The 25,507-nt window shown below is 69.9% G+C and carries 25 protein-coding genes and 3 pseudogenes; 8 read left to right on the top strand and 20 right to left on the bottom strand.

Going from position 1 to position 25,507, the window contains the following annotated elements:
* Positions 1–73: 73 nt before the first annotated feature.
* Complete coding sequence (locus ACWD5Q_RS11045) at positions 74–283, bottom strand: hypothetical protein (RefSeq protein ID WP_451426724.1); 210 nt, start codon at positions 281–283, stop codon at positions 74–76.
* 196 nt (positions 284–479) lie between these two features.
* On the opposite strand from ACWD5Q_RS11045, the gene ACWD5Q_RS11040 reads away from it, so the two are divergent.
* Positions 480–1,472, top strand: a complete 993-nt coding sequence (locus tag ACWD5Q_RS11040; RefSeq protein WP_451426723.1) for a phosphotransferase family protein — start codon at positions 480–482, stop codon at positions 1,470–1,472.
* Between the two features lie 69 nt (positions 1,473–1,541).
* Here the strand turns inward: ACWD5Q_RS11040 and ACWD5Q_RS11035 are convergent, their stop codons facing one another.
* From ACWD5Q_RS11035 to ACWD5Q_RS11025, 3 genes are all read right to left on the bottom strand, one after another.
* Positions 1,542–3,047, bottom strand: a complete 1,506-nt coding sequence (locus ACWD5Q_RS11035) for an APC family permease (RefSeq protein WP_451426722.1) — start codon at positions 3,045–3,047, stop codon at positions 1,542–1,544.
* Positions 3,048–3,177: 130 nt separating this feature from the next.
* Positions 3,178–4,545, bottom strand: a complete 1,368-nt coding sequence (locus ACWD5Q_RS11030) for an aminotransferase family protein (protein WP_451426721.1) — start codon at positions 4,543–4,545, stop codon at positions 3,178–3,180.
* Positions 4,546–4,627: 82 nt separating this feature from the next.
* Positions 4,628–6,100, bottom strand: a complete 1,473-nt coding sequence (locus ACWD5Q_RS11025) for an aldehyde dehydrogenase (protein WP_451426720.1) — start codon at positions 6,098–6,100, stop codon at positions 4,628–4,630.
* 297 nt (positions 6,101–6,397) lie between these two features.
* Here ACWD5Q_RS11025 and ACWD5Q_RS11020 point away from each other — a divergent pair, with 297 nt between their 5' ends.
* Positions 6,398–6,961 carry a TetR/AcrR family transcriptional regulator gene (locus ACWD5Q_RS11020; protein WP_451426719.1) on the top strand — a complete coding sequence of 188 codons (564 nt, stop codon included), beginning with the start codon at positions 6,398–6,400 and terminating at the stop codon, positions 6,959–6,961.
* A gap of 48 nt (positions 6,962–7,009) precedes the next feature.
* Here the strand turns inward: ACWD5Q_RS11020 and ACWD5Q_RS11015 are convergent, their stop codons facing one another.
* The 15 genes and pseudogenes from ACWD5Q_RS11015 to ACWD5Q_RS10945 form a co-directional block, all read right to left on the bottom strand.
* Positions 7,010–7,936 (bottom strand): LysR family transcriptional regulator, encoded by a 927-nt coding sequence (locus tag ACWD5Q_RS11015; protein WP_451426718.1) that lies wholly within the window; start codon positions 7,934–7,936, stop codon positions 7,010–7,012.
* A gap of 273 nt (positions 7,937–8,209) precedes the next feature.
* A complete protein-coding gene (locus tag ACWD5Q_RS11010) occupies positions 8,210–9,565 on the bottom strand; it encodes an MFS transporter (RefSeq protein WP_451426717.1) in 1,356 nt (451 codons plus the stop codon).
* Between the two features lie 64 nt (positions 9,566–9,629).
* Entirely contained in the window at positions 9,630–11,072 is a 1,443-nt protein-coding gene (locus ACWD5Q_RS11005; protein ID WP_451426716.1) for an aspartate ammonia-lyase, read from the bottom strand.
* Positions 11,073–11,347: 275 nt separating this feature from the next.
* The gene (locus ACWD5Q_RS11000; protein WP_451426715.1) at positions 11,348–12,493 is read right to left on the bottom strand and encodes a M20 family metallopeptidase; all 1,146 of its coding nucleotides are present in this window, start codon (positions 12,491–12,493) and stop codon (positions 11,348–11,350) included.
* Positions 12,493–13,167, bottom strand: coding sequence for a DUF1028 domain-containing protein (locus ACWD5Q_RS10995; RefSeq protein WP_451426714.1), 675 nt, complete (start codon positions 13,165–13,167; stop codon positions 12,493–12,495). The genes ACWD5Q_RS11000 and ACWD5Q_RS10995 overlap by 1 nt, the downstream gene beginning before the upstream one ends.
* Positions 13,164–13,634 carry a RidA family protein gene (locus tag ACWD5Q_RS10990; RefSeq protein ID WP_451426713.1) on the bottom strand — a complete coding sequence of 157 codons (471 nt, stop codon included), beginning with the start codon at positions 13,632–13,634 and terminating at the stop codon, positions 13,164–13,166. The genes ACWD5Q_RS10995 and ACWD5Q_RS10990 overlap by 4 nt, the downstream gene beginning before the upstream one ends.
* Before the next feature lie 10 nt (positions 13,635–13,644).
* Positions 13,645–14,931: a flavin-containing monooxygenase gene (locus ACWD5Q_RS10985; protein WP_451426712.1), complete on the bottom strand. Its 1,287-nt coding sequence runs from the start codon at positions 14,929–14,931 to the stop codon at positions 13,645–13,647.
* Between the two features lie 416 nt (positions 14,932–15,347).
* A pseudogene (locus ACWD5Q_RS10980) lies at positions 15,348–15,541 on the bottom strand (IS256 family transposase); the annotation flags it as partial.
* Between the two features lie 190 nt (positions 15,542–15,731).
* Positions 15,732–16,175, bottom strand: coding sequence for a hypothetical protein (locus ACWD5Q_RS10975; protein ID WP_451426711.1), 444 nt, complete (start codon positions 16,173–16,175; stop codon positions 15,732–15,734).
* A 177-nt stretch (positions 16,176–16,352) separates the two neighbouring features.
* A pseudogene (gene tnpA / locus ACWD5Q_RS10970) lies at positions 16,353–16,688 on the bottom strand (IS200/IS605 family transposase); the annotation flags it as partial.
* Positions 16,689–16,771: 83 nt separating this feature from the next.
* Positions 16,772–17,668 carry a polysaccharide deacetylase family protein gene (locus ACWD5Q_RS10965; protein WP_451426710.1) on the bottom strand — a complete coding sequence of 299 codons (897 nt, stop codon included), beginning with the start codon at positions 17,666–17,668 and terminating at the stop codon, positions 16,772–16,774.
* A complete protein-coding gene (locus tag ACWD5Q_RS10960; protein WP_451426709.1) occupies positions 17,661–18,002 on the bottom strand; it encodes a hypothetical protein in 342 nt (113 codons plus the stop codon). The genes ACWD5Q_RS10965 and ACWD5Q_RS10960 overlap by 8 nt, the downstream gene beginning before the upstream one ends.
* Positions 18,003–18,213: 211 nt before the next feature.
* Positions 18,214–18,636: an arsenate reductase ArsC gene (locus ACWD5Q_RS10955; RefSeq protein ID WP_451426708.1), complete on the bottom strand. Its 423-nt coding sequence runs from the start codon at positions 18,634–18,636 to the stop codon at positions 18,214–18,216.
* Positions 18,637–18,666: 30 nt separating this feature from the next.
* On the bottom strand, positions 18,667–19,401 hold the full coding sequence (locus ACWD5Q_RS10950) for an aquaporin (RefSeq protein WP_451426707.1): 735 nt from the start codon (positions 19,399–19,401) through the stop codon (positions 18,667–18,669).
* Positions 19,398–19,775, bottom strand: a complete 378-nt coding sequence (locus ACWD5Q_RS10945) for an ArsR/SmtB family transcription factor (RefSeq protein WP_451426706.1) — start codon at positions 19,773–19,775, stop codon at positions 19,398–19,400. The genes ACWD5Q_RS10950 and ACWD5Q_RS10945 overlap by 4 nt, the downstream gene beginning before the upstream one ends.
* A 107-nt stretch (positions 19,776–19,882) precedes the next feature.
* On the opposite strand from ACWD5Q_RS10945, the gene arsM reads away from it, so the two are divergent.
* The 4 genes and pseudogenes from arsM (at position 19,883) to ACWD5Q_RS10925 (ending at position 23,528) form a co-directional block, all read left to right on the top strand.
* Positions 19,883–20,776, top strand: a complete 894-nt coding sequence (arsM, locus tag ACWD5Q_RS10940; RefSeq protein ID WP_451426705.1) for an arsenite methyltransferase — start codon at positions 19,883–19,885, stop codon at positions 20,774–20,776.
* A 25-nt stretch (positions 20,777–20,801) separates the two neighbouring features.
* Positions 20,802–20,981 (top strand): annotated as a pseudogene (locus ACWD5Q_RS10935) (ATP-binding protein); the annotation flags it as partial.
* A gap of 83 nt (positions 20,982–21,064) precedes the next feature.
* A complete protein-coding gene (locus tag ACWD5Q_RS10930) occupies positions 21,065–21,607 on the top strand; it encodes a nucleotidyltransferase domain-containing protein (protein ID WP_451426704.1) in 543 nt (180 codons plus the stop codon).
* A gap of 403 nt (positions 21,608–22,010) precedes the next feature.
* The gene (locus ACWD5Q_RS10925) at positions 22,011–23,528 is read left to right on the top strand and encodes an MFS transporter (protein WP_451426703.1); all 1,518 of its coding nucleotides are present in this window, start codon (positions 22,011–22,013) and stop codon (positions 23,526–23,528) included.
* A gap of 453 nt (positions 23,529–23,981) precedes the next feature.
* On the opposite strand, the gene ACWD5Q_RS10920 is transcribed toward ACWD5Q_RS10925, so the two are convergent.
* A complete protein-coding gene (locus ACWD5Q_RS10920; RefSeq protein ID WP_451426702.1) occupies positions 23,982–24,194 on the bottom strand; it encodes a DUF4287 domain-containing protein in 213 nt (70 codons plus the stop codon).
* A 131-nt stretch (positions 24,195–24,325) separates the two neighbouring features.
* On the opposite strand from ACWD5Q_RS10920, the gene ACWD5Q_RS10915 reads away from it, so the two are divergent.
* A complete protein-coding gene (locus ACWD5Q_RS10915) occupies positions 24,326–24,946 on the top strand; it encodes a TetR/AcrR family transcriptional regulator (RefSeq protein ID WP_451426701.1) in 621 nt (206 codons plus the stop codon).
* Positions 24,947–25,153: 207 nt separating this feature from the next.
* On the top strand, positions 25,154–25,411 hold the full coding sequence (locus ACWD5Q_RS10910; protein WP_451426700.1) for an alpha/beta fold hydrolase: 258 nt from the start codon (positions 25,154–25,156) through the stop codon (positions 25,409–25,411).
* Positions 25,412–25,507 lie beyond the last annotated feature (96 nt).

Genomic DNA, 25,507 nt, shown 5'->3' with positions numbered 1-25,507 from the left:
CGTGTCCGCTCGGGGTATGTCTCACCAGCTATGTGCCCACTCGCCACAAGATCAGAACCCTACCCGACCAAGATCACACTACGGAAGCGACGTTGCGGGTCATGAGGGGGCCGAGACACTCGTTGATGTCGGTGGTGGTCAGCGGCCAGGCACGGTGCCGGGGCAGTCTTCGATTCCGTGCGGGCATGGCAAGCAGAATGGCAGAAGGTCGCTGTCGGCCCTCACGGGTTTTCTGTTCGGCGGCCGTTTCCAGAAGCTGGCGGGCGAAGTCCGCGTAGCGCATCGCGGTCTTCTGGAGGGCAGTTTATGCGTCAGAAGAGGTCCACTCGGCAACGTCCCTGTTCAGAAGGCCAGTTCGTAGACCCTACGGAGACCTGGGCTGGGAGGACCTCCCTGACGTGCACCGTTCGTCGGCAGTCGGAGGCTGCGAAGGACGTATCCAGTGGCACGCGCGGCGACGTCTTCAGTAGGTTCTGCGGATGCGGCAATTCGCGGACATCGAAGACCTGTCAGGGCTCGTGCGTGACGCACTGGGAGCGGGATGCCACGTTGTCGGGGTGGAGCGGTTGCGCGGGGGCAGCAAGAAAGGGGTGTACCGGGCCCGCCTTGATGGAAGTCACACAGCGAGTGTGATCATCTGCAGTTGGGCCGAAGCTGAGAACTTCTGGCCAGGCGCGCGCGAGGCCGATCCGGCTGACCCGTTCGCGCCCGCCTCCGGGCTGGTCCCGTTCCTGACCGCGCAACGAAGCTTGAACGGCCTCGGGGCGCGGGTTCCGCGGGTACTCCTGGCGGATGGCAGCCGGCGCCAGTATCCGGCGGACGTCGCCGTGGTCGAGGATGTCTCCGGCGGCACCCTCGAAGCACTCTTCGAAACCGATCCCACACGCGCCGCGGGAGTCACGGGCGAACTCGCCGAGATGCTTGAGACGATGCAGCGACACCAGGCCCAGCACTACGGCAGGGTGGACCTGTTGGAGCGGGGCAGCCCCGCATCCGAGATCTCGTGCGAGCGACGGGTCCTCGACCGCGCCCTGCGGGACCTTGAGGAGGCGGCGGGGCGTGACGGCAGGGTCGCGGCAGCCGACACGGCCTTGCGCGACCGTCTCCAGGAACTGGCCGATCGGGTGAGCCCTCGCGCGGAATACGGACTGATCCACGGAGAACTCGGACCCGACCACGTCCTGGTCGACGCCGACGGTCACCCTGTCCTGATCGACATCGAGGGCCTGATGTACTTCGACGTCGAGTGGGAGCACGTCTTCCTCCAGCTCCGCTTCGGCGAGTGGTACACCGCACTGGCCCGGCCCGGTCTCGACCCGCAGCGCCTTGACCTCTATATGCTCGCGATGCGTCTGTCGCTGGTAGCCGGTCCACTGCGTCTCCTCGACGGTGACTTCCCCGGCCGGGCGTTCATGCAGGGGATCGCTGAGCACAACGTGAAGGAAGCGCTGGCGCTCCTGCCGTCGGTGTAGCCGGATGCGCTGGGCTGCGCGGAGCACCGGCCAGGGCGAAGGGCCGCTTCCCGCCCTCTCAGCTTGAAGTTAAGAACCGGCCTCGCCGGCTGCGCCCGGTGCGGCGTCCTCGCGGCGGGCCACCACTACGCCGATGGCGCCGACGATCAGCAGGGCGGCGACGGTGCCGAGGGTGAAGGCTTCGAACGAGGTACGGGAAACTCCCCAGACGTCGTGGAAGACGTAGTCGATACCGAAGAGCTGTTCCAGGACTCCGGGGAAGAGCGCCGACCACGACCCGATCAGGATCCACGCGTAGACGAGGACCGCGCAGAACAGGAAGCCACGAGTGCCGAAGGGGACGCGATAGGGCCGCGGAACGTCCGGCCGGCGGATCCGTAGCAGGACCAGCGCGGGGATGACGACCAGGTAGGAGAGCAGCAAAGTGGTGATCGCCACGGTGAGCACCACGGCGAACATGTCGGCCGCGTCGCCGTTCGCGAACCGCATGGCGGCGAGCATGAACACCGTGGCCACGGCTCCGGAGAGCAGATTGGTGCGCACCGGCGTGCCGAGCCGTGGGTGGAAGGCGCCGAGGGCGCGGGTGAAGAAGCCCCCGTCGGCCGCGGCCATGGCCTGCATGCGGTCGCTGACGATCATCCAGGCGCTGCCCTGAGTGAGCAGAGCGAAGACGAACATGACGGCGGTGATCTTCAGCAGGGGGCCGGCCGCGCCGCCGTAGACGCCGAAGACGAGGCGGGCGCCTTCCATGAAGCCGCCGATGCCGGTGACCTGGTGGGCGGGTACGACGGCCAGGAGCGCGAGGACCGGCAGCAGATAGCAGCAGGCCGCGATGACCGCGGAGCGTCCGAGTGCGGCGGGCACGTCGCGCTGGGGGTCGTGCATCTCCTCACCGGCGGCGTTGGGCGCTTCGAAGCCGACGTAGGCGAACAGCAGGATCGGCACGAGGGCGAGGAAGCCGGCGGTCGTCGGGGTGAAGCTGGCGTCGGCCAGACCGTGGAAGCCGTGCCGCACCCCGTAGAGCACGGCCGTGAGGGTGAACACGGCGAGGGCGAGGACCTTCATCGCCGCGCCCGCAGTGGTGATCCATTTGCCGCGGCGCAGGGAGACGACGGCCGTCAGAATGGCGACCCACACGAACAGCAGCTTGAAGGCGTAGTCGGCCACCGTGCCGGAGCCCAGGTGGAAGACGAAGCCGTCCCAGGTGTTCGCGGCGAGGAAGACCAGTGAGCCGCCGAGCCAGATGGGGTTGGTGACCCAGTACATGAGGGTCGTGAGTGCGGCTGCCGGACGGCCGAGGGCGAGTTTGACCCACACATACGGGCCGCCTTCCTGGGGGAACGCGGCGCCGGTCTCGGCGAACAGCAGGGCGTAGGGGACAAGGAAGAAGAGAGCGATGGCCGCCGTCCAGGTGGCGGCCTCGCCGCCGCCGGTGGCGATCTGCCCGACGGTGTCGAAGGAGATGACCGCGGCGATGGCCATGGCGGTGATGTCGAAGCGCTTGAGACTGCGTTGCAGGGTGCCGGTGGCGGGCTGGGATACGCGTGGTTCGGTCGTCGAGAGGTGGGAGGACACGGGCAGTTCCTAGGAAGGGAGAGGAGAGACTGCGAGGGGGCGCGGGCGGATCGCCGCTACGGTGCGGGGTCCGTGTCGGGTGGTGCTGGGCGAGGAGGCCCGGTCGCGGGCCGGGCCTCCCCCGAGGGCGTCAGACGGCGCGGATCTCACCGGTGGGCTCGGTGCGCTCCAGGACGCCGCGCAGCGCGCAGGCCGCTTCCTTGGCCTCGGCCTCGGTCATGACGAGCGGCGGGGACAGCACCAGGCTGTGCGCGGAGTCGCGCACGATCACACCGGTTTCGCGGCGGATGACGTCATGCGGCATCCGGTCGGGGTTCAGGGGCAGGGGTGCGCGGGTCGCGCGGTCCTGGACGAGTTCGACGGCGAGCATCATGCCGACCGAGCGGATCTCGCCGACAATCGGCAACTCGCCCAGTTGGGCCTGGAGTTCGCTGTGAAGGAAGGCGCCCAGACTCGTCGCGCGGGAATGGAGGTCCTCCTTCTCGATGATGTCCAGGTTGGCGGTGGCCACCGCGGTGGCGACGGGGTGGCCGTTGTAGGTGTAGCCCATGGGGAAGCCGTGCTCTCGCAGGAGGACCTCGGCGACGTGGTCGCCGACCAGGAGCGCGCCGAGCGGGACGTAGCCGGAGGTGATGCCCTTGGCGGTGACGATGATGTCCGGGGTGACGCCGAAGTACTGGGCGGCGAACCACTCGCCGACGCGTCCGTAGGCGGTGACGACTTCGTCGAAGATCAGCAGGATGCCGTGCCGGTCGAGGACCTCACGCACGCGGGGCCAGTAGTCCGCCGGCGGGACGAGCATGCCGCCGACGCCCATGATGGGCTCGCCGATCATCGCGGCGATGTTCTGGGAGCCGATCTCCGCGATGCGCTCCTCCAGTTCGCGGATGAGGAAGTCGGTGACTTCCTCGGGGCTCAGCGGCTTGTCGCCGTAGAGCTCGGATCGGTACGGCCACGGGGGCGTGAGGTGGGAGACGTGCGGCATCATCGGGGCGAAGCCCTCGTGGTAGAGGGGGAAGCCGGTGGCCGAGCCTCCGCCGTAGCCGATGCCGTGGTACGCCTTGCTGCGCGCCAGGATCCAGGTCCGGCTGCTCTCCCCGCGCCGGTGGTGGTAGTAACGGGCCATCTTGATGGCCGCCTCGTTGCCCTCGGAGCCGCCCGAGGTGAAGTAGACGTGGTTCAGGGGGGCGGGGGCGAGGGAGGCCAGGCGCGCGGCGAGTTCGATCGCTCGCTCGTTGGAGAACTCCCAGAAGCTGGTGAAGTACTCCAGCTTCTTCATCTGCTCGTGTGCGACGTCTGCCAGTTCGGTGCGGCCGTGGCCGACCTGGGCGAGCCAGAGGCCGCCGGTGGCGTCGAGGTAGGTGCGGCCCTCGGAGTCGGTGAGGCGGCAGCCGGAGCCTTCGGTCATGACGACACGCTCGGTGGCGCTGCCCGGCAGGTAGGGATGGATGATGTGCGCCCGGTCGAGGCGGGTGAGGGCTGAGGCGTCGACGGTCATCGGTGGTGCGTCCTTTGTTCGGTGGAGGTGGAGGTGGAGGTAGCGGGTGCTGTGCCGGGAGGGTTGTCGGTTTCCGGCATGGTCAGCCATAGGCGATCCAGGTCGTCTTCAGGCCGGTGTACTTGTCGAAAGAGTGCAAGGAGAGGTCACGGCCATGGCCGGACTGCTTGAATCCGCCGAAGGGGGTGAACGGGCTGAGCGCGTCGACGGTGTTGACGGACACCGTGCCCGCCCGGAGTGCGTCGGCGACACGGTGGGCCCGGCCGAGGTCCCGCGTCCACACGGACGCGGCCAGGCCGTAGGCGGAGTCGTTGGCCAGGCGGACCGCCTCGGCCTCGTCGTGGAAGGGCAGTACCGTCAGCACGGGGCCGAACAGTTCCTCCCGTACGAGCGGGGCATCGGGTCCCAGGCCGGTGACGACGGTGGGATCGATGTAGGCGCCGTCCCGGTCGGGGCGCGTACCGCCGCACACGATCGTGCCGCCCGACGACCGCAGCGCGGTGAGGACGCGTTCCGCCTGGGGCTCGTCGACGAGGGGCCCGAGGCGGGTCGCGGGGTCGAGTGGATCGCCCGGCTGCCAGGCGCGAGCGTGTTCGGCGACCTTGGCCGTGAACTCCTGTGCGATGGAGGCCTCGACCAGCAGGCGGGTGTTGGCGGAGCAGACCTGCCCGCAGTTGTAGGCGAAGCCCCAGGCGGCGCGTTCGGCGGCGGCATCCAGGTCGGCGTCGGCGAAGACCAGGTTGGGGCTCTTGCCTCCGGCTTCGGGCCACACCTGCTTCATGTTCGATTCGGCCGAGTAGGCGAGGAACTTCCGGGCCACGGCGGTGGAGCCGGTGAAGACCAGGGTGTCCACGTCCGGGTGGAGACCGAGCGCCCGTCCGGTCGTTTCTCCCGGACCGGGGACGACGTTCAGCACGCCGTCGGGAAGGCCGGCCCGCGAAGCGAGTTCGGCCAACAGCAGCGCCGACAGCGGTGACTGCTCGGCCGGCTTCAACACGACGCTGTTGCCCGCGGCCAAGGCCGGCGCGAGCTTCCAGCCGGCCAGGTCCAGAGGGAAGTTCCAGGGCACCACCGCGCCCACGACGCCCAGCGGAGCGCGGCGCACGAGGGCGAGATTGCCGGGCGGGGCCGGAGCGACCTCGTCGTACAGCTTGTCGAGGGCCTCGGCGTACCAGGCGAAGACACCGGCCGCGCCGGGCACGTCGGTGCCGTGGGACTCCGCGATGGGTTTGCCCATGTCCAGGGTGTCGCAGAGGGCGAGTTCCTCGCTGTTCTCCTCGATGAGGCGGGCGAGGGCGAGCAGGACCCGCTTGCGCTGCGTGGGTGCGGTACGTGACCAGCGGCCGTCCTCGAAGGAGGTGCGGGCCGCGGTCACCGCCCGGTCGACGTCGGCGGCCGAACCGGCCGCCACGTGGGCGGTGGTCTTGCCGGTCGCGGGGTTCACGGTCGGGATCCACCGGTCGTCGGCCGGGTCGGCCCACGCTCCGTCGATGAACAGGCGCGTGCGTGGCGTGAGGTCGGCGGCGCGCTGCCGCCAGTGGGCGTACGTCTGCATGCTGTGGCCTTCGATTGCGTCGTGGGACGTGGGCGAACCGGTGCCCGTTCGGATCAGGTGTGGCCCGGGCCGTCTCAGGGGGTGCCCCGGGAAACGGCGGGCGCGACAGGGGCGGGGGCTCGGCAGCGAGTGCCCGCGCCGGTTTCTTTGAGTCGGAATTCAAACAATAGGTGAACCGACCGTCAATGCTTCCGGCGGAAACTTCTTGCGAAGACTGATACGGACAGCAGAGAATTGACCACCATGGGGAAAGCGGGTAGACCACGTAACCAGACGGCACGCAGGGAGGCCCTCGTCTTGGCCGCGGGGCGGGCCATCGCGGAGCGCGGGCTGGAGGGCCTGCGCATCAAGGACATCGCGGACGCGGCGGGCGTATCCCAGGGCTCGGTCCTGTACTACTATCCCGAGCTCGACGACCTGGTTCTGGAGGTGCACCGAGGCGCGGTCGAGAGCTACCTGGCCTCTCGCCAGCGGGCCTACGACGAGGCACCTGCCAAAGATCCCGCAGCACGGCTGCGGGCCCTGCTGCGCAGCGGTCTGCCGAGCATGACGGACGATCCGGTCCACGGGCTGCTGTACGAACTGCACCGGCGCGCCGGCCGCAGCCCTGGCCACGCCGAGCTGATGACCTCCCTCTTCGCCCGGGAGGTCGCGCTCTACACGACCGCCTTCGAGGTGGGCGCCGCGACGGGTGTGTTCTCCCTCGCCGCGTCCGCGCACGATCTGGCGCACGGGCTGGTGGCCCTGGAGGACGGCTACGGTCTGCACATCGTCAGCCACAACGCGGCGCTGCGCCCCGACAGAGCCCGTGAGCTGATTCTGGCCCATGCGCGGGCGGTGACGGGCTGCACCGAACTGTAGAGCTCGACGGCCACCGCTCGAATCCTTCTCCGGTGAGCGGTGGCCGGCTCAGACCTGGGTGGACCGGGCGGCGATCTCCCGGAGCAGGTCCATCACCGCTCGGGCACGCGCGGTCTGGGTCATGCCCCCCACGGAGGCGATCGTGACTTCGAGCGGGGGGCCGCCGTCCCGGAGCTGAAGTTCCGCGATCTCGCCGCCGCCGTAGGTCTGACGGGTCGTCGGCCGCTGGTTGAGCACGGAGTAGCCGAGTCCCCGGGCCACCAGGGAGCGCACGGTCTCGTAGCTCCGGGTGCGGTAGCGGACATCGGGCGCGGTGCCGGTGGCAGCCACCAGCGAGCGGAAGTAGTCGCGGCTGTGGGGAAGGTCCAGCAGGACGAGCGGTTCCGTGGACAGTTCGGTCAGCTCCACACTGCCCTGACCGGCCAGCGGGTGATCGGCCGAAACGATGACATAGGCCGGGGCGCGGGCGATCATCTCGCTGTGCAGGTCCGGCCCGGTCGGCAGGCCGATGTCGTAGGTGAGGGCGAAGTCGATGCGTCCCGCCGCCAGGGCGTGGACGAGCTGGTCCGTCTCCGCCTCCACCACGTCGATCCCGATGCCCGGATAGCGTCTGGTGCACTCGCTGAACAGAGGTGGCAGGTAGAAGGGGGCCAAGGTCACGAAACAGCCGACGGTCACCGGTCCGGAGATGGTCTCCCCGTCTCCCCGGGCCTCCCGTTCGACCTCGCGGACGCGGGCCAGCAGATCCCGTGCCTGCTGCTGGAGCCGCTCCCCGGCGGGTGTGAGGGTCAGCCCCCGGCCCCGTCGGCGGATGAACAGCTGCACCTGCAGGTCCCGCTCCAGGTTGTAGATGGCCGCGGACACGGCGGACTGCGCGATGTGCAGCTCCGCCGACGCCTCCGTCATCGAACCGCGTTCGGCGGCGACGAGGAAATAGCGGAGCTGAACGAGCGTGAAACCCACCGGTGACGTCATCCGTGACCCTTGCGCCTGGCGATCCGTGTCGGTGCCGACCCTATGCGGTGCTGTCCACCAGGGCATGTGCCGCAAGTCGGGTCTGGCCCGTGACGTTCCCCCGGCCTGGCGGCTGGGACGTGCCCCCAGGCACCGCACCTCGCCGCATTGTCGGGGGCGTCCGCATACGCACAGTACGCGGACGCCCCTGCGCCTTGCGTTGCACCGCGACCAGACGCCTCGGGCCTCGCCCTTCGGGCGGGCGACGCTCCTTTCGAAACGCTCCTGAATCTTCTAGCGAGCGTCGAGGGCCGCCGCTTCGGGCACGTCCTCAGGGTGCAGCAGGGCGGAACCGGCGGTCTCCCGCAGGGACAGGGCGGCGACGAGACCGCCGACGGCGAACACCATCAGGTACGGGCCGGGCACCAGGGTGCTGCCGGTCGCTGAAATGAGCACGGTCATCAGATACGGCACGGTGCCGGCGAACAGGGCGGCGGTGAGGTTGTAGGCGATGGACAGACCACTTTGACGCGTACGGGTGGGGAAGGTCTCCGCCGACCACACCGCGTACGTGCCGAGGATCGCCGCCAGAATCACGCCGAGCAGCAGACCGGCGATCCAGGTCCCGGCGAGTCCGGTCCGCATCAGGAGGAAGGCCGGGGTGGAGACGACCAGCAGGGCCGCCGTCGCCCCGACGAACACCGGCTTGCGTCCCACCCGGTCGGACAGCAGGCCGAACAGCGGCACGAGCACCAGCCCCAGCAGCGAGATGACCGTGGACAGCAGGGCGGCGCTGTCGGCCGAGTGCCCCAGGTGGTCGGTCTCGTAGGTGACGAGGTAGGTCAGCACCGCGTAGAAGGGCACGTGCATGGCCGCCATCAGGCCCGCCGCCTGGAGCAGCTGCCGCTTGTGGGAGCGCAGCAGCTCCCACGCGGGGCTGCGCGGAGCGGAGTCGCTGGCTTCGAGTGCCCGGTACTCGGGGGTGTCCTCGATCTTGTTGCGGATGATGAAGCCGATGACGCCCAGCGGCGCGGCGATGAGGAAGGGGATGCGCCAGCCCCAGGAGGTCAGCTGGTCGTCGTCGAGCCCCGCGGACAGCAGCAGGAAGGCGAACGAGCCGGCGAGGAAGCCCAGCAGGGAGCCGACCTCCAGCCAGCTCACACCGAATCCGCGACGGCGCCGGGGCGAGCTTTCGGCGAGGAAGCTCGCCGCGCTGCCGAACTCGCCGCCCGCGGCAAAGCCCTGGATCAGGCGCAGGACGACCAGGAGCACCGGGGCGGCGGTCCCGATCGACGCGTAGCCGGGCAGCAGACCGATCGCCAGGGTCGCGCCGGACATCATGAAGATGACCAGCGACAGGGTGCGCTTGCGGCCGATCCGGTCGCCGAGCGGTCCGAGCACCAGGGCACCGATCGGTCGGATACCGAACGACACGGCGAACACACCGAACACGGCGAGCAGTCCGGTCGTGCCGCTCTCGGTCGGGAAGAACACGGTCGCGACGGTACTGGCGAGATAGGCGTAGGCAGCCCAGTCGAACCAGTGCACGAACACGCCGACGGCTCCCGCGGCGACGCTCCTGCGTAGTGCGACCACGTCGGTGGCCACCGCGACTTCGGTCGTCGTGGCGCCGCTGTCATAGGTGCGCATATGACCTCCTTCTGGGGATGGGTGGAGAAGCCGGAGCTGTGCGGGTGCCGACGGTGCCCTGCTCTCAGAGCGCGGGCAGGCCGGTCAGGGAAGCGGGGCTGGTGAGTTCGCGGAGTTCCGCCTCGGTCAGCAGCTCGCGCTCGCGTATGAGGTCGAGCGCGGGCCTGCCGGTGTGGTGCGCCTCCAGCGCGATGGCGCAGGCGGTCTCGTAGCCGAGTGCGGGGCTGAGCGCGGTGACCAGTCCGGTGGAGGCGGCGACGGTCTGCGCGAGCCGGGTCCGGTTGGCGGTGATGCCCCGCACGCAGTGCTCGGTGAGGACTCCGATCCCCGCGGTGAGGTGGTCGAGGCCGGCGCTCAGACTGCGGTAGATGACTGGTTCGAAGGCGTTGAGCTGGAGCTGGCCGCCCTCGGCGGCGAGGGTGACGGTCACGTCGTTGCCTATGACCTCGAACGCGATCTGGTTGACCGCCTCGGGGATCACCGGATTGACCTTGCCGGGCATGATGGACGATCCGGCCTGCCGCGCGGGGAGGTTGATCTCGCCGAATCCGGCCTGCGGTCCCGAGGACAGCAGACGCAGGTCGTTGCAGATCTTGGACAGTTTCACGGCGATGCGCTTGAGCACGCCGGACAGCTGGACGAAGACGCCGACGTCCTGGGTGGCCTCGATGAGATCGGGCGAGGACACGAGCGTCGGGATCCCCGTCAGCCGGCGCAGACACTCCATCGCGCGCCCCCGGTAGCCCGGGCGGGCGTTGAGTCCGGTGCCGATCGCCGTGCCGCCGAGGTTGAGTTCGTGCAGCAGCAGTCTGGCCTCGGCGAGTCGCTGTTCGTCCTCGGCGAGGGTGGCGGCGAACGCGCCGAACTCCTGCCCCAGCGTCATGGGTACGGCGTCCTGCAGTTGGGTGCGGCCCATCTTCAGCACGTCGCCGAACTCGGCGGCCTTGGTCTCGAAGGCCGCGCGCAGGCCGGCCAGGGCGACGAGCAGTTCGGCGATGTGCGCGTCCAGCGCCAGTTTCACCGCGGTCGGATAGACATCGTTGGTGCTCTGTCCGAGGTTGACGTGGTCGAGGGGGTGCAGGGCCGAGTACTCGCCGCGGGGGCGTCCGAGCAGTTCCAGGGCGCGGTTGGCGATCACCTCGTTGGCGTTCATGTTGGTCGACGTGCCCGCGCCGCCCTGGATGAGGTCGACCACGAACTGGTCCCGCAGCGCGCCGTCACGGACCTCGGCACAGGCGTCCGCGATCGCCGCGGCGAGTGTGCCGTCCAGGGCGCCGACCTCGGCGTTGGCGCGGGCCGCGGCGTGCTTCACCGCCGCCAGGGCGCCGATCAGGTGCGGCCGGGCGGCGAGGGTCTCCCCGGTGAGGGGGAAGTTGGCCACCGCCCGGGCGGTGTGCGCACCGTAGTAGGCGTCCGCCGGCACGCCGACGTCGCCGAGCATGTCGTGCTCCGTCCGGTATCCGTTGTCTGCCGGGACGGTGCGCTGGGGGCCTGAGGTCAGGGGCATCGGTGTCCTCCGGGGCGTCGGGGGTCAGGGGGTCCGGTGAACGACACACTGAGCCGGGGTGCGGCAGCGGCGGGAACACCGGGCAGGTGCGCCCGGGACGCCGTGACCGTCGGACTCGGGTCCGTCCGCGCCCGGCCAGGCGCCCCGGCCGTCCCGGCGTAGCGGCCGGGGCTGGGCCACGCGGAGCCGGCGTCGGGCAGCACGGCGCTGTCCGCGCCCATGGTCACGGGCAGCGTGTGCGGGCGTCCGAGCGGCCACGGCGGCGACCGCTCCCGTCACGGCGCCGCTCCCCCGGCCGACACGCTGCGGTCCACGCCGGTCCAGGCCAGCGCGATCGCCCCGTCGAGCAGGGCCCGCTGCGCCGTCCGGCCCACGCAGTACGCGGCGAACTCGTGCTGATGGTTGGTGGCGGGCAGGGATCCGATGCCGATGTAGGGGTGGATGGCCGGCACCACCTGCGAGACGTTGCCCATGTCGGTGGAGGCGCGGTTCATCCGCGCGGCCTGGCCGGGCGGCGCGAACTCCCGGCCCAAGGCGAGGGCGTTCGCACGGTAGTGCCCGAGGGCGGTCTCGTCCGTACGGAACTCCGCGTACGGCTTGCTCTCCGGCTCGATCTCCAGCTCGCAGCCGGTCGCGAGGGCACCGGCCTCGAAGGCCCGCATGACCCGTGGCTCCAGCTCGGCCAGTTCTGCGAGCGTCTCCGCCCGCACGTACCAACGGCCGGTCGACCGCTCCGGGATGGCGTTCGGGGCGTCCCCGGCATGGGTCACCACACCGTGCACCCTGGCCGAGGCCGGCAGCTGCTGGCGCAGCAGGCCGATCGCGACCTGGGCCACGGTGAAGGCGTCGGCCGCGTTGACCCCGGCCTCCGGATAGGCCGCGGCGTGCGCGGACTTCCCCGTATAGGAGATCTTGGAGTGGCTGACCGCGAACGGGCGAGCCTCGGCGACGTCGACCGGCGCCGGGTGCACCATCATCGCGAGGTCCACTCCGGCGAAGGCGCCCCGGTCGAGCATCTCGATCTTGCCGCCGCCGCCTTCCTCGGCCGGGGTGCCGTAGACCTCGACGGTGAGGCCGGCATCGTCGGCGACGGCGGCCAGGCCGAGCGCGGCCCCCACCGAACTCGCCGCGATGAGGTTGTGCCCGCACGCGTGGCCGAGGCCCGGCAGCGCGTCATACTCGGCGCACAGCGCGATCCGGACGGGCCCGCTCCCCAGCCGGGCGAGGAACGCCGTCTCCAGGCCCAGGTAGGACGAAGTGACGTCGAATCCGGCGCGGTCCAGCAGTTCCGGTACGGCGGCAGCGGCCCGGTGTTCCTCCCAGGCGGTCTCCGGGTCGGCGTGCAGCCGCTCGGAGAGACCGATCAGCTCCTCGGCATGACGGTCGACCGCCTGCCGGGCCGCCTCTTTCAGCGCGCCCATCACCGGTCGCCCGGGACGCCGTACGAAGGAGCGGAGGCGGGGTCGAGTCCGCGCCGCACGTAGTCGTCCCGCTGCGGCAGCCAGACGTCGACGAGTTCGCCGAGCCGGTCCACGGGATCGCCGGCCCAGTCCACCCGCAGGTCGGTCACCCGCCAGCCCACGTCCGCGACGACCGCCAGACCCGCGGAGTACACCGGTCCCTCCTCGCCGCCGGCCGCGACGGCGGCCTTCAGGGCGGTGACCAGACGCTCCTCGAGTTCCCCGGTGGCCGCGGCGTAGGCGTCGAGGAGAACGCCGGGGATGTGCTCGCCGGACAGCATGTTGCCGGCCGCCACCGCGCCGTCCGCGGTGGCGAAGGCGTGCGTGCCGAGCGTCCGCGAGCCGCTGTAGGCGAACCCGGGTCCAAAACGGCCCAGCACGGTCAGCTGCCGGTATGCGATGGTCTTCGCGTTCCGCGCCGCGCCGGTGACGTCGGCCAGGGCGCGTTCGGCGTCGCCGTGGTCCGCCAGCGCCTCCAGCAGGCTCGTGCCGAGCGTGGGGTCGGTGATGTTCTGCGAAGTCGCCGCGCCGACCCCGGGCCGCAGATGGGCGACCCGGGCGGCGACCGCCGGGCTCGACGAGCTGGCCACGATGCCGAACCGCTCACCGTCACGTACCACCAGGGAAAAGGTCATGCCTGCTCCTCCTCGGGGATCACGGCGATCGCGTCGATCTCGCACAGCCACTCCGGGCGGGCGAGGGCGGAGACCACCAGGCCTGTGGAGATGGGGTACACGCCCTTGGTCCAGCGGCCCACGGTGCGGTACACCGCCTCGCGGTAGCGCGGGTCGATCAGGTAGATGGTCAGCTTAACCAGGTGCTCCATGCGGCTGCCCGCTTCCTCGAGCAGCATCTTGATGTTGGCCATGGCCTGCTCTGCCTGGGCCTCGGCATCGCCGATGCCCACGGACTCGCTGGTGTCGAGGTCCTGGCCGATCTGGCCCCGGACGTACACCGTCTTGCCGGCGACGACGGCCTGACAGAGGTCGTTGTCGAGGCTCTGCTCGGGATAGGTGTCGCGCGTGTTGAACGGACGGATCCGGGTGTGCCCGCCGGCGACGATCGGGGCCTTCACCTGGCGGCCCTGGCTCGTGGAGGTCATCGTCTGCTCCTCAGTTCTTCCGGGTCGCCGGCGTGGCGCCGGGCCGGTAGGTGGTGCCGTAGGCGAGGTAGCCTCGCTGGGTCGTGATGTGGTCGGCGACGTACCTGGCGTCGTGCCATACCCCCCAGATGAAGCTCGACCCGCGGCGGGACAGCCAGGGCAGGCCCAGGAAGTAGACGCCGGGCTCGCAGGACACTCCTCGTCGATGGTTCGGCCGGCCGTTCTCGTCGAACGCGTCGGCCTCGAGCCAGCCGTAGTCGGTGGCGAAGCCCGTCGCCCAGACGATCGAGGTGACACCGGCCTCGGCCAGGTCGAGCTCGAGGAGGGGACTTCTCACGCGGTCCGGGTCCGGCCCGAGGACGTGGGCGTCCGGCTCCTCGGGCAAGTCGCACCCATTGCGCTCGACATATGCGTCGGCCGCCCGGAGGAACGCGAGGTACTTGGCGTCGCCGAGCGCGATGTTCGTGGCGAGATCCGGTGCGAAGCGCAGTACGCCGTCGTCGTAGGACGCGGTCAGTCCGACGAGCTCGATGCCGGTGCCGGCCAGGGCACGGAAGTCCACGGTGTGGCCGCCGCGGGCGCCGCTGACCGCGATGGTGACATGTTCGGCACCTCGGGGAGGCGTCTCCGCGTCCCAGATCCCGAGCACACCGAGCCACCAGCAGAAGTCACGTCCGCGGTACTCGCGGGGAGGACGGTCATGTGGACCGACGGAGAGGAAGACCCGGCGACCGGACCGGCGCAACTCGTCGGCGATCTGGACCCCCGAGGAGCCGGCCCCGACGACGAGGACCGCGCCCTCGGGCAGCTGCTCGGGGTTGCGGTACCCGCTGGAGTGGATCTGCACGGGGACGGCACCGTCGGGGACGATGGGCGGGATCACGGGCCGCTGAAACGGTCCGGTCGCAGCCACGACGAAGCGCGCGTCGATGGAGCCCTCCGACGTCTCGACACGGAAGCCAGGCCGACCGGCGTGCCTCCGCACCGAGGTCACCTCGACACCGCACCGGATCGGGGCACCGATCTTCTCGGCGTACGCGACGAAGTAGTCCGCGACCTGCTCCTTCGAGGCGAAGGCATCGGGGGCGACGTCGGAGAACTCCAACCCCGGGAATCGGTCGTGCCACGCGGGCCCGTTCGCGACCAGGGAGTCCCACCGTTCCGAACGCCACCGCTCGGCGATACGGTGCCGCTCCAGGACGATGTGCGGTACGCCGTGAGCTCCCAGGTGCTCGCTCATCGCCACGCCTGCCTGGCCCGCCCCGACGACGACCACTTCAGTCTCTTCACTCGGCATTGCAGCCTCCACTCAGGCGGTAGTCCATCCCGGTGTCGCGTCGACCGTGCTACCGCACGAGACATCCTCGGGCGCACCTGAAAACCTGTCCAACAGATGTTTCCGTTGTAGGCGATCTGATTTCTAGATTTAGTAACCGTCACGACCTGTGGATGTGACTGTCCCGATCTCGTGCGCCCCGCCTCTTCCGACACGGTGATCGAGCGCGAGCCGGGACCTCGACGGCATCCATCACTGTGTGCAGCGGGCGGCGTACGGATCGGAATGTCCCTCGCCGGAGAGGTCCTCGAAGCCGCCGGCCTTCTCACCGTCGAACAAGCGCTGAAGGGCCGTTTCGGCTCCGGCTCCGGTAGACGCTGAGACAGCGGGTCTGCTTCGGTTCTGGCCGGTCCGTACTCGGTCGTTCACCCGCGGGCCCGCGGGGCCCTCACCTCTACTGCCCCGGCCGCGGGGGTGGCCCTCCTGGCCGGTGGTAGCCATTGCGGACAACGAGTTATCGGCCGTGCCCGTCCCGCCGGTCGGGCAACTCGGCGACGTAGGCGTCGACTTCGGCTTCGAGCGCGGCGGCCGGCATCCGCCTTGCACTCTCTTGGACGATCTCGTCGATCAGGGAGAAGCCGTCGACGGCGGTACCGTCGGCAGGTAGCTACGGGCCGCGCCAGCCTTGCCCGGTCCCGCGCACCAGCGCCGACGGCACCGTCCGCGTGCCCTGCCGCGGTCGTGCCACCGCCTGTTCGCCGGGGGCTCGGATCTTGGCGTGTGTGCGGTTGACCGCCTACTGGCCCGAGGAGGTGGACGGCTCAGTCTCCAGACCAACCCCAGAAGTAGATCTCATGTCCCCTCCCGTGGTCATCGTGCAGTACTGCGCAACGGCCGTACCAGCGCTCGCGAGCGAGGTCTTGGATCGCTGGAACGTGTTCGCGGGTCAGCCGTTCAGTGCCGGTGGCCTTCCGGGCCTCTTCGGCGGTCACCGGCTGTACTGCACAGGCCTCGGGCTCCTCATCTTCCCCTTGGACGCTGAAGACGTCGAGAATCGAGTGGGTACCAGAGTGCTGCGTCCACTCGTCGGCCCACAGTTCGTCCAGCGTCGAAGGGCGCGGGCGGCGCTCCTCCTCAGAAAGCCAGTCGCCGCCGCGTACCCAGTAGTAGTCACCGGCGCGGAACACTCGGTGCCGCAGCTCCTCCAGCGCGGCGCCAAGATCCTCCTGGTACGGCACGTAGTAGTCCCAGGCCGAAGCACCCATCCTGTGCCCCCTCCGCATCAGCCGCCACCGCGATCCACGTCACAAGAACATTAGCGGTCACCTCCGACAGGCCATCCCTTGTTCTTCGCAGGGAATCCCGGCCTTCAGGCCGGGCGGGAATGCGATCCTTGGCCCGGAGGTGCGAAGCGCCGGAGTGCGCTGTGCCTGGGGGGACGGTCATGCCGGGCGTTTTTGGTTCTCGATGTAGTCCTTGACGATGCTCAGCGGTGCGCCGGCGCAGGACCCCGCACAGTAGGACGGGGACCAGAACACCGAGCCCGTCCCGGTCCGGTTGATCCGGCCGGTGTACTCGGCGCGCAGGTAGCGGGAGCTGACGCCTTTGAGGCTGTTGACCAGCTTGGACAGGGCGATCTTTGGCGGGCAGTGCACGAGAAGGTGGACGTGGTCGCCTTCGCCGTTGAACTCCCGCAGTTCTGCGCCGAAGCTCTCGCACACGTCGCGCATGATCTCCTCGCAGCGCGTCAGCATCTCGCCGTTGAAGACATCACGCCGGTCGAGGAGCCCGCCAAGGCAGGCTGACGACTGCGGCTTCCTGCTCGGCTGCCCGCCGCCCGCAGAGCGGCGGGCCGCATCGCTCATCGCGAGCTCGTGCCCTGGGACCAGAGTTGCTGGATGGTTCGGTAGTCGATCACGCGTATGTCCTCCTGCCGAAGAACGTCACGGGCCTGCGGCGACGTCAGGAACTCGTAGTCCGTCCGGCGCACGAGCCAGCCATCGTCGACGGCTTGCGACTCCTCGTCGCCCAGACTGGGATGCACCGCCCATTCATTGAGTCCGGCGGGCAGGTCGCACAGCATCTGAGCGTATCGGGCCGCCTTTCCTTCGATGTCGAGGGAGAAGCTGTCCAGGAAGTCGTTGTCGATGACCGGCAGCCCGCGTTGCCGCATCGTCCGGCGCCCGGGTTCGAGCCAGACCCGCACCGCGAGGCCGTACTCCGCAGCCAGCACTACCGTCAGGTCGAGGATGTCGTCGCTACCGCCATCGGCCAGGCAATGGAAGTCCAGGTGGGTCGGCGCGAGCCCGGCGTCGGCGACCGCATTGATCTGGGCGCGGAACTCGAGTTCGATCTCATCGAGCCGAACCTGGCCGAGCAGGGCCGCCCGTCCGGCGGGGGTCGGCGGGAACAACTCGCCTGCAGGGTCCAGCAGTGAGGGAACTCGTTCCTTGGCGGCCATCGGCCCCCACGGCATGGCGGGCATCTCGCATACCAGGGTGAGGTGGATTCCGAACGGGATCTGCGGTCGTCGGCTGAGCAGTTCCATGGCCTGCCGCGCCGCAGAACACGGGACCATCAGGCTGCACGAACTGGCGATGCCCTCTTCGACCGACTCGATCACCGCGGCGTTGATCGCTGGATACATGCCGAAGTCATCGCAGTTGACGATCAGCAGCCGAGCACCGGGCGGATGTCCCAAAGACTCGCTCGACTGTTTTGCATGCGTGACGGCTGCGGGCTCAGTGGTTTCATCCATGCCCGCAGTCTGAGACCTGGCTAGGTGTCACGCACGGCAATACCGGTGCCACGGGCCCCCGAGGCACTTGATTCTCCGTGGGAACGGTGTCGACGATCCAGACATTGCGGCCCCGATCGGCCATGGTTGCCGAGAGCGCGAGGAGCAGCGCACCGGCTGCGACGGCCAGAGCCACCACCAGGGCGCCTCCGGTGCCGTGAGTCTCCGCGAGGGCGCCGGACACGGCCTGCCCGGCGGCAGTACCGAGCGGGCCACCGGCGCACAGGATGGTCATGGCGACCGCGGCCCTTTCCGCGGGGGCGAGCCGCTCGGTCAGGTCGTACAGGCTGATCATGTGGGGCGCGACCGTGAAACTCGCCACGGCGACGGCGGCAGGCACGGAGACCAGCAGATGGCCGCACGCATCGGCGCCCGCTCCACCCTGTCCCTGGGCGTCGCCCTGGCCACCCTCGGTCTGGCGTTGACGGCTCCGTTCGTCTCCTCCGCCAGCACCTGTTCGGCGCGTTCCGACGGCGTGGGCGCGACGCGGATGTCGGTCGTGGTGGTCATGCCGCTGCCGGGATGCCGAGTTCGGCGAGCAGCCCGCGCACGCGCTGCTCGACGGCATCCCGGATCGGCCGCACGGCGTCCACGCCCTGCCCGGCGGGGTCGTCCAGTTGCCAGTCCAGGTACCGCTTGCCGGGAAAGACGGGGCATGTGTCCCCGCAGCCCATGGTGATCACCACGTCCGAGGACTGCACGGCCTGCGTAGTGAGGACCTTCGGGGTCTGGGCGGAGATGTCGATGCCGACCTCCTTCATGGCTTCGACCACGGCCGGGTTGACGGTGTCGGCAGGCGCGGAACCGGCCGAGCGGACCTCGACCTGGTCACCGGCGAGGTGGGTGAGGAAGGCAGCGCCCATCTGGGAGCGGCCGGCGTTGTGGACGCAGACGAACAGCACCGACGCGCGCGGGGTGGGAGCGCTCATGGCAGGAGTCCTTCTCGAGAGTGGGACGGGTCAGGGGGAGGCGAGTTCGGGTTGGCCGTGCGGGGCGACGACCTCGTCTCCGGCGGGAGCAGGGCGGCCGTAGACCGCCGCGACGGCGCCCAGTCCGAGCGCGGCTCCGAGCAGTTGGGCCGTGATGAACGGGGCGACGGAGGTGGGGGCGATGCCGGCGAAGGTGTCGGTGAAGGCGCGGCCGATGGTCACCGCCGGGTTCGCGAACGACGTGGAGGAGGTGAACCAGTAGGCAGCCCCGATGTAGGAGGCGGCCGACGCCGGGGCGAGCGCGGCGCGGCCGATCCGGTCAAAGCCGAAGATCAGCAGGATCAGCCCGGCCGTGGCGACGACCTCGCCCAGCCACAGGTGACCGGCAGACCGGTCGTGGGTGGAGAACTTCACCAGCGGCTTGGCGAACATCGCGTCGGCAAGGATCGCCCCGCCGATCGCCCCCGCGATCTGGGCGGGCACGTACGCGGCGATGTCCCGCAGCGTAAGGCCGCCGGCGGCGCGGCGTCCGGTGAACCACGCGGCGAGGGTCACGGCGGGGTTGAAGTGCGCGCCGGAGACCGGCCCGAGCAGCGCGATCAACACTCCCAGACCGAAAACGGTGGCGAGGGAGTTGGCGAGCAGCTGCACGCCGGCGTCACGCGAGAGCTCGGTGGCCTGGATACCGGAACCGACGACGACCGCGACCAGAAGCCCGGTCCCGACGGCTTCGGCGGCGACGCGGCGGCCGAGGGGGACGGTCACGCGAGTGCTCCCGCGGTCTGCGGCGTGGTCAGAAACGCGGTGAGCTGGTCCAGGACGCCGGGCAGTACCCAGTAGTACACCCACGTCCCGCGCCGTTCGCAGTCGATGAGCCCGGCCTGGCGGAGCAGCTTGAGGTGGTGGGAGATCGTCGGCTGGGAGAGGTCGAAGGCGGGCGTCATCTCGCACACACAGACCTCGCCGCCTTCCCGGGAGGCGATCATCGACAGCAGCCGGAGCCGGACCGGATCCCCGAGGGCCTTGAACACCTTCGCCAGCCGAGCCGCACGCTCATCGTCCAGCGGCGCGGACGCGAGCGCGCCGCAGCAGTCGCCACCGGCGTCCTGGCCGATCACCTCAAGCTCTTGTTTCGACATATCTCTATGTTGACGTTTTTCGATGCAACGCGCAAGGTTGCATCAACGAACGTCGATACAGGCCGTTCCGGGGCACTGCCGTGTCCCGTACATCCAGGAGTGACGTGATGAGCGAGCAGTCCACCGACCTGCGCGAAACCGTCCGACGGCGCTACGCCACTGTGGCCCTGAAAGTCACCGGAAGCGGCACCGCTTGCTGCGGACCACAGCCTGTCGAGGTCGACGAGAACTTCGGTGCCACCCTCTACGGCGTAGACGAGCGTGAGACGCTGCCCGCTACGGCCGTCGCCGCCTCCCTCGGCTGCGGCAACCCCACCTCCGTCGCCGGACTACGCGCGGGCGAGCGCGTCCTGGACCTCGGCTCCGGAGGCGGTATCGACGTCCTGCTCTCCGCCTGCCGCGTGGGCCCCACCGGCAAGGCATACGGCCTGGACATGACCGACGAGATGCTCGCCCTGGCCCTCACCAACGCCGCGAAGGCGGGCGCCGCGAATGTCGAGTTCCTCAAGGGCGCCATCGAGGCCATCCCGCTGCCCGCCCACTCCATCGACGTCGTGATCTCCAACTGTGTGATCAACCTGTCGGTCGACAAGCCCGCTGTCTTCGCCGAGACTTTCCGCGTGTTGAAGCCCGGCGGCCGCATCGGCGTCTCCGATGTCGTCGCCGACGACACCCTCACCCCGGAACAGCGGGCCGAGCGCGGCGACTACGTCGGTTGCATCGCCGGCGCCCTGTCCTTCGCCGAATACCACGCAGGGCTGCAAGCCGCCGGTTTCACGGACATCGAGATCACCCCGACCCACCCGGTCGCCGACGGCATGCACTCCGCCATCGTCCGCGCCACCAAGCCAATGGCCGCCGATACCCCCACCAAGGCGGCGGAGCCAGCCGACGCATGCCGCAGCGTCGACGCCTGCCGCACCTCCGGCGAGACCTCTGCCGACCCCGTCCCGAGCGTCACCCAGGCGAAAACGGCGTCGGGTTGCGGCTGCCAGAACTGAGACCACGGGAGCGGGGACCTCATGCAGCGTCGCCGTCGCCTCCGACGAAACCTTCGGTGGGTGAGCCAAGATCTTCACCGATCCCGGGCTCTGCACGACCGTCGTCGACCGGCTCGTCTTCACCGGCACGATCGTCGAGACCGGCACCGGCTCCTACCGCCTCGCCCCGACCCGGGCCACAGCAGTACAGTCCAGCGCAACCTAATGCCGCATCAGGCAACGTTCGCCCGTTCTCGCAGCCGGAAATCGAGCTGCTGCGGCTGGGTTTGCCACATAGCCTGCTCGACTGTGGACAGAGAGCGCAGTGCACTGCAGCTTCGGCTGATCGGCGAGACGGTGGAGATCGCGAAGGTCCTCGGTGTGGAGGTGTGGCTCCGCGGGGGGTGGGCCATGGATTTCTTCATCGGCAAGGTCACGCGCGACCACGTGGACATCGACTGGTTCGCCTGGGCGGAGGATGCCTCTGCTCTGACCGCCGGCCTGCTGGGTTCCGGCTATGAGCCTCTGTCCGGGCCGCCTGCCGACCAGCAGATCGATTTCCGTAAGCAGGGCGTGGAGAGCAGCTTCGCTCTCTTGGGCAAGGACCGGTTCGGGCGCGTTGTGGTCGCCGGCGGCCCCTGGGCCGGGGAGATGTGGCCAGAGGGCATGCTCGATGCTTCTGTTGGCCGCATCGGGGCACTTCAGTGCCGGATCATCAGTCCCCGCGCCCAGATCGAGATCAAACAGATGATGCCGATCTGGGTTCCGGGCCGGCCCCGCCGCAGGAAGGACACCGAGGACCTCACCCGGCTGGAAGCGGTGCTGCGAGAGCAGGGCGCCCGTCCGGCATGAGGGCTTGAAAACGCGTGCAGCCGCTGACGTCTGCGCATGGCAGAACGGGTGCGCTTACGCGAGATCGATGACGACGAGGGCCGACGGCTGCTGCGGATCATTCGCCGTGGCTCCGGCTCGGTGGTGACCTGGCGGCGCGCATGGCCCCTATGGCATCACTCTGGCCGAGGCGAGCCGCCGGGCCGGAGTGAGCCCGCGGCGCCGCACAAGCACTTCGCCGGCCTGGAGACGCAGTTGTTCTAGATCGCCCAAGTACCCGGCGCGCGGCCCCTCATGCCTCATCCGGCGATCTGTGCAGAATTCTTTTCCGAGAGTGCTCGGACCGCGGGCTGCGGTGTGCGCCCGTGCAGCGGGATGGGGAAACTTGATTCGCCTGGATTCGATCCTGGCGAGAGGAGCCCTTGTGACAGCGTCGACGTCAGCGGCAGGCGGTCGGAACCCGGACAGTCAGGGGTCCGAGTACGTGCCGGATCCACACCGGTGGCGGGCCCTGTGGGTCACCCTGGTGGCCGGCTTCATGACCCTGCTGGACGTCACGATCGTGGCGGTCGCCCTGCCCACGATCCAGCGCGACCTGCACGCCTCCCCCGCGCAGGTGCAGTGGGTGGTGTCCGGGTACGCCCTCACCTTCGCCCTCGCCCTCGTCACCGCCGGGCGCCTCGGCGACGCCCTGGACCGGCGCCGCATCTTCCTGCTGTCCCTCAGCGCCTTCGTGATCTTCAGCGCGGCCTGCGGAGCGGCTCCCGACATCACGTTGCTGATCGCGGCCCGCCTCGCCCAGGGCCTGGCGGCCGGCGTCATGGCCCCCCAGAACTCCGCGCTCATCCAGCAGATGTTCCGCGGCGCCGAACGCGGTCGCGCCTTCGGCTTCTTCGGGGCGACCGTCGGCATCTCCTCCGCCGTCGGCCCCATCACCGGCGGCGCCATCCTCGCCCTGGCCTCCGGTGCGGAAGGCTGGCGGTGGATCTTCTACGTCAACGTTCCCATCGGCGTCATCGCCGTTCTGCTCGGCTACCGCCTCCTGCCCCGCGTCCGGCGGTCCGGCCGGGGAGACCTGGACCTGACCGGCGTCCTGCTGCTCGGCTTCGGCGTCCTCGCGCTCATGTACCCGCTGGTCCAGGCGGACTCCGGCGGCATCAGCAACCTGTGGTGGCTGTTCCTCGTGGGCGCCGCGCTCCTCGCCGCCTTCGTCCAGTGGCAGCGCCGCCTCGTCGCCCGGGATGCCCAACCGCTGCTCGACCCGCGCCTGTTCACCACCGTGCGCGGCTACGCCGTGGGCTCCGGCGTCGGCACGCTGTACTTCATCGGCTTCAGCGGCGTCTGGCTGGTCTTCGCCCTCTACTACCAGCACGGCCTCGGCTTCTCCCCACTCCAGTCCGGCCTCGCCGTGACGCCGTTCGCCATCGGCTCGGCGAGCGCAGCCGTGGTCGCCGGCCGGCTGGTGGACCGGTTCGGCCGCCTGCTCACCGTGTGCGGCCTCGCGGGCGTGATCATCGGCCTGGGCGGCACCGCGCTGCTGCTCCGCTTCGGGCCCCTCGACAGCGCTCCCTGGATCGCCGCCCCGGCCCTGTTCCTCGGCGGCATAGGCAGCGGCTTCGTGGTCTCCCCCAACGTCACCATGACCCTGCGGGATGTGCCCGTGCACATGGCGGGCGCGGCGGGCGGCGCGCTGCAGACCGGTCAGCGGCTCGGCGCCTCGGTGGGAACCGCTGCCTTGCCCGCCCTCTTCTACACGGTGCTCGGCAGGAGCGGCGACTACCGCGGCGCCCTCGTCGCCGCGCTGGTCGCCGGCCTCATCGGCATGGTGGCGTCCCTCGCCCTCGCGACGTTCGACTGGCAGCGCGACCAGCGGAAGCGCGAGCCGCACGGGAAGTGCCCGGACGAGGTCGCCCACAGCCCGGTGCACGCCCGGCAGTCCTGACCGCTCCCTCCAGCGCACGATGCCGCCGACGGCTTCGGTGTACGGCGATGACCGTCGACCGTGCGAAGACCAGTGGGCGGGCGGGCCGGAGTCGCCGGCTGGCCGGTGCCGGCGCTGCCGCGGGCCGCGTCGGGCCGCGGATGCCCGGGACGGTCACGGCCGGGTGGCCGTACCGGCGGCGTCGGGCCGTGCTGGAGTCGGTGCTCGCCGCGCGGCGGCCGTCGGCGCCGTAGGGCACTGCGCCCCTCAGCGATCCGGCCCCGAGGTGGTCACCCCGCGACGGTCAGGGGATGGCGGGTGCGTCATGGACGGGGTTGCCGCTGTCCGCTGCCCACGGCGGCACGGCGGAGCTCGGCCGTTCGCGGGTGGGGCCGTCGCAGGACGCCGAGTGATGCAGGGGTAGTGCGCAGCGATCGCTGTGGCGACCGTGCCGTCGGTACGCTCGGGCAGCGGTCACCTGCTGCTTTCCTCGGCGAGGGTGTGGGCCACAAGGGCGTTGGCGTGGCCGTGTCCCAGACTGTGTTCGGACTTCAGCCAGGTGACCAGTTCCATGTGCTTGGTCAGAGGCGAGGAGCGGATGAGGTCCTTCCACTCCGCTATCGGGCGCCCGTACTTCTTCTCGATCGAGGGAAAGTAGCTGGCGGGGCCCTTCGCTGATGCGGTCATGTCGGACGTCTCCTGTCAGTTGAGCGTTGGCGTTCCTGTGAGTGTGTTGTGGGGGATCGATTACCTGGGACTGGACGGTACAGTACTTATGCAAAACTAGACCGTCCAGTACTTACCTCCAGGAGGTCGGAGTGGATACCCACGAGCCCGGCCGGTCGGCCCGCAAACATCAGGCGATCGTGAAGGCCGCGACCCAGGTGTTCCTGGAGAAGGGCTACTCCGGCACCAGCATGAACGACATCGCCAAACTGGCCGCAGTGTCCAAGCAGACCGTCTACAAGCACTTCACCGACAAGGAAACGCTGTTCGCGGAGATCGTCCTGGCCACCACCGACCAGATCGACACCATGATCGACCTGGTGGCCGACATCCCCAGCGACTCCGACACCCTGGAAGAGAACCTGCACCGACTCGCCCGCCGGTTCCTGGCCGCTCTCACCCAACCCCAGGTGCTGCGACTGCGGCGCCTGATCATCTCCAACGCCGACACCTTCCCCCAACTGGGCACCGCCTGGTACGAGCAGGGCTTCGAGCGGGTCCTGGACACCCTCGCGGACGCCTTCCGGCGCCTGGCCGACGAAGGACTGCTCCACGTCGACGAGCCGCTCCTGGCCGCACACCACTTCTCCGGACTTCTGCTGTGGATCCCGGTGAACAAGGCCATGTTCACCGGCTCGCCGCAGCACACCGAGGCGGACCTCGACCGCTACGCCGCCGCCGGCGTCCGCGCCTTCCTCGCCGCCTACCGCTGACACCACCGCGTCCACATCCGGAAAGGGGTCACATGACCTGGGCCGAGCGCACCGTGGAACGCGACGGCGTCCGCCTCACCTGTCGCGACTGGGGCGGGGAAGGGCCGCCTGTCATCCTGCTGTTTCGGCGGCGGCACGGTCGGCGAGGGCTGGGCGGCCGGGCTGGAAGAGCGGGACGGCGGCTGGTGGCCCTGTTTCGATCGCGACGTGATGGTCGCCTCACTCGCCGAGAACGCCCGCCGGTCCTTCTGGGACGAGTGGGCAGGCATCGCTTGTCCGACCCTGGCCGTCCTGGGCCGGCGCGGCATCCTCTCGCCGCAGGAGATCGACGGCATGCTCCAGCGGCGACCGGAGACGGTGGCCGTGAGCATCCCCCAAGCGGGGCACGACCTGCACCTCGAACACCCCGACGTCCTGGGGCGGGTGGTGGAGGAGTTCTTGGGCATGGTCGCACCTCACGCGTGACCCGCCGGCCCGTTTCACCGAAACGGTACGCAGAGCCGAGTGGCGGCCATGGGCGTTCAGGGTGGGACGCCCGGCCTCGGTGATGTTCGGAGCGGC

The sequence above is a fragment of the Streptomyces sp. NPDC002513 genome, from assembly GCF_053595355.1.
Note: the sequence above shows the minus strand (reverse complement) of the source record. Positions and strands in the feature narration are given on the sequence as shown.